Genomic DNA, 5,053 nt, shown 5'->3' with positions numbered 1-5,053 from the left:
TCTATACAAAATATAAAAAATAAATAAGTCTATAGCAGTTATTTAACTGACCATAAACTTATTATACGAGGGGTGATAATGTTGGAACAAGTAATGGGAAATTTGGAACAAACACTAGGATATTTTGTATACCTTTGGTCTTTTTTAGTTTTAGTTTTGGGAGTAGCAGTATTTTATAAGAAAAAGAAACGTAGATTTTTAATTTTGGTAGTATGTTGTGTACTTTCTCTATTAATAATTTTATTTAGGGGTGAGGTTGTTAAGATAATGCTTCATTAATTGTATACATCTTCATGAAATAATAAGTGTATGGTTTAAAGATGTTGCAAAAGTGTGATGTCTTTTTTTCTATTGAGAAATAAAACTAAGGAAATACATATAATAGAATTATAGTATACAGTATAAATATTATGTAAATAAAAATAAAGTAAACCACGAACAAATTTACAACAAATGATTGAATTGCATAATAATAAGGTATATACTAAAAACTAGATAAAGTGTATGGAATAAAATTAAATCATATCAGTGGAAACAACTCAAAATAAACAAATCATATATAACTCTTCTGGAATCTCATGGAGTGAAGGGAATGGAGTTTGAAAATGTATTTATAATAAACTGTAGTGAAGGATTAATTCCCCACTCAAGTAGTATCTTAAATAACCTAGAAGAGGAGAGAAGACTTTTTTATGTAGGTATTACAAGAGCTATAGATAATCTGTATTTGTGTTTTAGCAGGACTATAAAGGGCAAAGCAGTAGAAGTATCCAGATTTATAAGGGAATGCAATTTGCTGAGCTCAGAAGATTTTAAGCCAGAATTTAGTTTAAAAGTAGGGGATTGTGTGGCTCACAAAGTTTTTGGACAGGGAAAAATAACTGGTAAGAAAAACGAATATATAAATGTATTGTTTCTAGATAATATTGAAAGAAGATTTTATAATTCTGTGTTTTACAGCGGACAGTTGTCAATCGAAAAGAAATAAGACCGATATGAAGAAATTTGTTCCATCCATTTGAGTAGATAAACTTTAGATATAGAGGGTGGAATAATTATGAGTCGTAAAAAGTTGACAGATATAGTAAAAAAGCAGGATAAGAGTATCAAAGAAATTTACGAAGAATATATAAAACAATGTATTTCTATAGGTCAGTCACATGGAACGATAGAATCAAATACAAAAGATAAATTAGAAAATCATGTTGTATGGATGAAAAAGGAAGGAATATGGAGATAAACATATGAGATTATCTCCATTTAAAAGATATTAAAGAAGTTTATTTTCCACAATTATTAGTTGAAGTACTAGGTGGAGTGACTACTGCTGGAGTATTAACTTTTTGGTTAGTTTGCCTTGAGTCACTAGCTTTTGGGGCATTCTACTTTGAAGCATTAGGTTTTTATTTATTCTTATCAGGGTTTGTTGCGTTAGGAGTTGGAGTATTATGACCTCCACTGTTAGGTACTGCTATATACCAATTAGAACCCCAACCAGTAAATCCATTTAATATTTGTGCCTTTTTACTGTGAGGTATAACTCCTGATGAGATTAAAGCATCTAGTTGAGTATCTAAATTTGCTCTAGAACCTATTTTACCATTATGGTACTGATCCAATATTGATTTTTCTTGAGCTTTGGATATAACTCCTGCTTTTACTAAAGAATCTAACTTAGCTTGAAAACTTGTAAAAGAGTAACGAGTTTGACTATAGCTTATAGGTTGTGTATTAGCAGATGCATGGACTGTTGTGGCAATTCCTGTATTTACTAGTAATGGTGCTGCAAGCATCACAGCTGAAATTAATTTATATTTTAGTTTTATCATTTTATTACCTCCTAAAATTTTTACTAAATGATAGTTTTTTATTTGATGTACTCTTTAAGAAAATAATACTTGAAAAATGTGATTGTTTAATGACGTATTAATGTGAAACTCATATAATAAATATTTTAGATTTTGTGAAAAACGACAAAGTGTGGGATTCTTAACACAATCTTTATGAGAAATTAGATGAATGGGGGAGTTTAATGGGCAATAAGATGATGAAAGATTTAATAAAAGATGTCTATAAACAGTGGGAAAATGATACATATATATATTAGAAGAAATATATGGTTCAGGATGGAGTAATATAGTAGATACTATTAGATATAATATAGATGATGCAATGGATTCTATAACAGATTTAAATTTAGCTTTTGTATCAGCACAAAATGGAATAACTAGTACATCTACTCAAACAACTACAGGAAATACATCAACTTCGGCTAAGCATATAGTATATGGCAGTAACTGTACAAGGTAAATGTTAGGAAGCAGCCCAAGTAATTGAACAATTATTGGCATTACAATCTGAAGCAGGATTAAGTAATGGAAATTCTTCTACATCAACAACAATTTCAACAAAACCAGTTGTGTATGCAAAAGGATCGGATGCAGCAATATTGAAAGCACAATGTGGAGATGAAATTACAATATTTAGAAGGAACAGTTGGTACTATGTCAAGAAAAAGTACAAATTAAAATGAGAAAAACCCTAAGTTATTTCCATATTTTAACTTGCTGTGGACATATTGATCCTTTTAAATTTTTCATATGCTTTTTCAAATTCATTTGGTGACATATAATTACAATGACTATGAATTCTTGTAGTATTATAAAATGCTTCAATATACTCAAATACAAGAATATAAGCATGATGGTAATTTTTAATTCTAAAACGATTTATCCATTCACGTTTAATAATTGCATGGAAAGATTCAATACAGGCATTATCCCATGGATAAGCTTTCTTTGAATAACTAAGTACCATTTTTGAAGCAGCCTTTTTATATTCTTTTGACACATAATCGATTAAGAAAAAGGGATTGCTCCCTTTCCCTCATCTAAGAACCGTACGTGAGAGTTTCCCTCTCATACGGCTCAAGCATTTCTTCACCCTTTCAGGCAGCAACAAAATGTATGCAGTTTTATCTTTCTTTTATCAAAATAGTCCTTGTCTAAGAAAGGTGTTTTTATGATCTGCAATTTTGGATATCTGACGATTTTAATCCGTCTCAAATTAATTAGATTGTACTCGTCCGTCTTGAAAAGCCATCTTTTCCAGCCTTTTTCATGCCAGTATTTATTTAATCTCCACCATTTGTTCTTATTTGGGTGTTTATGTTTTGCCCATTGCTGTAGTAAGTGATAAAGGGTGTTGTTAATATTTGAAAAGGATTTACTAGCAACCACGTGTTTGTGATAATTTGTCCAACCTCTTATAACTTGATTAAGCCTTCTTATTAAGTCAGATTGGGTGCTAGCTTTCCCCTCCTTAAGGATTATTGTGGAACACCTCCTAATTATGTTTTTAATAGAACTTTTAGAAGGTTTAACTATTAATTTCCCACTGTATTTCTTAAATGTCCAGCCAAGAAAGTCAAACCCTTTGTCGATATGTGTGATTGTAGTCTTTTCCTCTGATAGTGTTAGACCTCTTGATTGGAGGAATTGACTAACAGTAGTTTTAAGTTCTTCAGCAATTTCTTTTGAGTTTGCAGTAATAACAAAATCATCAGCATACCGAATCAAGTTCACTTTAGTTTTGGCTCTGTAATGATTTTCTATTTTACCTTTTGAATTTCTATGATATTTATCTTGAATCACTTTTTCGAGTCCATCTAATGTCATATTTGCATATATACTCGAGATTGCACCGCCTTGTGGCGACCCTGTTTCCGTTGGGAACAGCTTTCCTTCATATATATATCCCGATTTTAGGAACTGCTTCATAATAATTTTATCCATTGGTATATTGTTTTGTAACCATTCATGGTTAATGTTATCAAAGCAACCTTTAATATCGCCTTCAAGTATCCATGTCGGAGAACACTTTCTAGCTAATACACAAAATATCTGCTCACAGGCATCTTTTGCATTTCGTCCACGGCGAAATCCAAAGGAAATGGAGTCACCTTTTGTTTCTGTGATTGGCTCAAGCGCTAGTGCATATAATGTTTGCATTGCTCTATCATACATTGTTGGTATACCTAATGGACGTTTCTGTTTTTTACCTTTCTTTTCGATGTATACTCGTCTTAAAGGTTTTGCTTTATAGTTTTTGTCAGTAAGTGAAAGCACAGCTTTCATCTTCGAAGCAGAGGTAGACCATAGTTTTTTGTCTACTCCAGACGTATTCTTCCCTTTATTTGTTGTTACTTTTCTTACAGCATAAGCCTTAGCTGAAAAAGAGTGGGTTAATAAGTATTGTAATCTTTTGGCTTTATTATTGTCCCCTTTTTTTGTTGCCTTAGCGATTCGGGTTTGTAGTCTATTAACATCGAATTCAACTTGTTTCCAGTCAATTGTTTCCCATTGAAATTCAAGTGATTTCGTGTCTTTTAGTCTCTCGGTTTTATCCGTCGTTGAATTACTAAAATTCATAAATATATACTCCTTTCCTGCTAAGAAATACCATAGGATAAGTCTGCACTCTTTCGAATTAGGGCAAATTTTGAACCCTTATCTGTTTTCATTACAAAATCAGCATTCGCTTTTTATCCTTTTCTTCTGCCCTCTATGTCATTTCGCCCCTTACGGTTAGATACCTCTCGATGGAGGAACATATAGGGTTTACCAAGTTCCACATAATACATAATTATAAATGCCTTAGGAGTCATCTTTAAACCGGAAGTTCTTTATCCATTCGCATTGGTTTAACAGTTGGCCTTTGCTCGACTCCTTACCATTTTGGTCAAAGCGTTTCAGCCTATTTCGCTTTCTCCAGCGTAACGATTCCTACAATGATTCACTTTACGTTCTCCATAGCATTCTTACTCTAGCAGTTGTCCCAGCTTAGGCTACTCGAACTTCCACATTGTCTCGTGAGCTTTCTAACCCGAACGTTACCATTCACGCTAGTCACGATAGAGTTACCCCGAATGGATGGGGCAGTCTTACGACAATGTATTACGCGACTTCTTGTCGCACCTGACTGCCCCTGTCACTATGTATAATAACAGGACTAACAAGCTCTCTGTCTTTCTTAGCTTTATTAATTGTATCAA

7 protein-coding genes are annotated in these 5,053 nt (G+C 32.5%); 4 read left to right on the top strand and 3 right to left on the bottom strand.

Translation table 11 applies throughout. The features are described 5' to 3' along the window. Window positions 1-78: 78 nt before the first annotated feature. The 3 genes from ACJDU8_RS25050 to ACJDU8_RS25040 all read left to right on the top strand — a co-directional run bounded on the left by ACJDU8_RS25050 (window position 79) and on the right by ACJDU8_RS25040 (window position 1,240). Complete coding sequence (locus ACJDU8_RS25050; protein WP_406794912.1) at window positions 79-279, top strand: hypothetical protein; 201 nt, start codon at window positions 79-81, stop codon at window positions 277-279. A 235-nt stretch (window positions 280-514) separates the two neighbouring features. Then, window positions 515-988, top strand: a complete 474-nt coding sequence (locus ACJDU8_RS25045) for a 3'-5' exonuclease (RefSeq protein WP_406794913.1) — start codon at window positions 515-517, stop codon at window positions 986-988. A 69-nt stretch (window positions 989-1,057) separates the two neighbouring features. Next, window positions 1,058-1,240 carry a hypothetical protein gene (locus ACJDU8_RS25040; protein ID WP_406794911.1) on the top strand — a complete coding sequence of 61 codons (183 nt, stop codon included), beginning with the start codon at window positions 1,058-1,060 and terminating at the stop codon, window positions 1,238-1,240. A 163-nt stretch (window positions 1,241-1,403) separates the two neighbouring features. Here ACJDU8_RS25040 and ACJDU8_RS25035 read toward each other — a convergent pair whose 3' ends face one another. After that, the gene (locus tag ACJDU8_RS25035; protein ID WP_406794909.1) at window positions 1,404-1,829 is read right to left on the bottom strand and encodes a hypothetical protein; all 426 of its coding nucleotides are present in this window, start codon (window positions 1,827-1,829) and stop codon (window positions 1,404-1,406) included. Between the two features lie 343 nt (window positions 1,830-2,172). On the opposite strand from ACJDU8_RS25035, the gene ACJDU8_RS25030 reads away from it, so the two are divergent. Then, window positions 2,173-2,310, top strand: coding sequence for a hypothetical protein (locus ACJDU8_RS25030; protein ID WP_406794908.1), 138 nt, complete (start codon window positions 2,173-2,175; stop codon window positions 2,308-2,310). 249 nt (window positions 2,311-2,559) lie between these two features. On the opposite strand, the gene ACJDU8_RS25025 is transcribed toward ACJDU8_RS25030, so the two are convergent. Both ACJDU8_RS25025 and ltrA read right to left on the bottom strand, forming a co-directional pair. Beyond that, the gene (locus tag ACJDU8_RS25025; RefSeq protein WP_406794907.1) at window positions 2,560-2,817 is read right to left on the bottom strand and encodes an integrase core domain-containing protein; all 258 of its coding nucleotides are present in this window, start codon (window positions 2,815-2,817) and stop codon (window positions 2,560-2,562) included. A 122-nt stretch (window positions 2,818-2,939) separates the two neighbouring features. Continuing rightward, entirely contained in the window at window positions 2,940-4,430 is a 1,491-nt protein-coding gene (gene ltrA / locus ACJDU8_RS25020) for a group II intron reverse transcriptase/maturase (protein WP_406794906.1), read from the bottom strand. Between the last annotated feature and the right edge of the window lie 623 nt (window positions 4,431-5,053).

It is taken from the genome of Candidatus Clostridium eludens, assembly GCF_045310515.1.
Classification (GTDB): Bacteria; Bacillota; Clostridia; order Clostridiales; family Clostridiaceae; genus Clostridium_B; species Clostridium_B eludens.
This window is presented reverse-complemented; position numbering and strand designations above follow the sequence as displayed.

Coding starts and splice junctions, on each gene's coding strand:
- ACJDU8_RS25025 (WP_406794907.1), bottom strand. CDS start 2,817: ATGGTACTTAGTTATTCAAAGAAAGCTTATCCATGGGATAATGCCTGT.
- ACJDU8_RS25050 (WP_406794912.1), top strand. CDS start 79: ATGTTGGAACAAGTAATGGGAAATTTGGAACAAACACTAGGATATTTT.
- ACJDU8_RS25040 (WP_406794911.1), top strand. CDS start 1,058: ATGAGTCGTAAAAAGTTGACAGATATAGTAAAAAAGCAGGATAAGAGT.
- ltrA (WP_406794906.1), bottom strand. CDS start 4,430: ATGAATTTTAGTAATTCAACGACGGATAAAACCGAGAGACTAAAAGAC.
- ACJDU8_RS25035 (WP_406794909.1), bottom strand. CDS start 1,829: ATGATAAAACTAAAATATAAATTAATTTCAGCTGTGATGCTTGCAGCA.
- ACJDU8_RS25030 (WP_406794908.1), top strand. CDS start 2,173: ATGGATTCTATAACAGATTTAAATTTAGCTTTTGTATCAGCACAAAAT.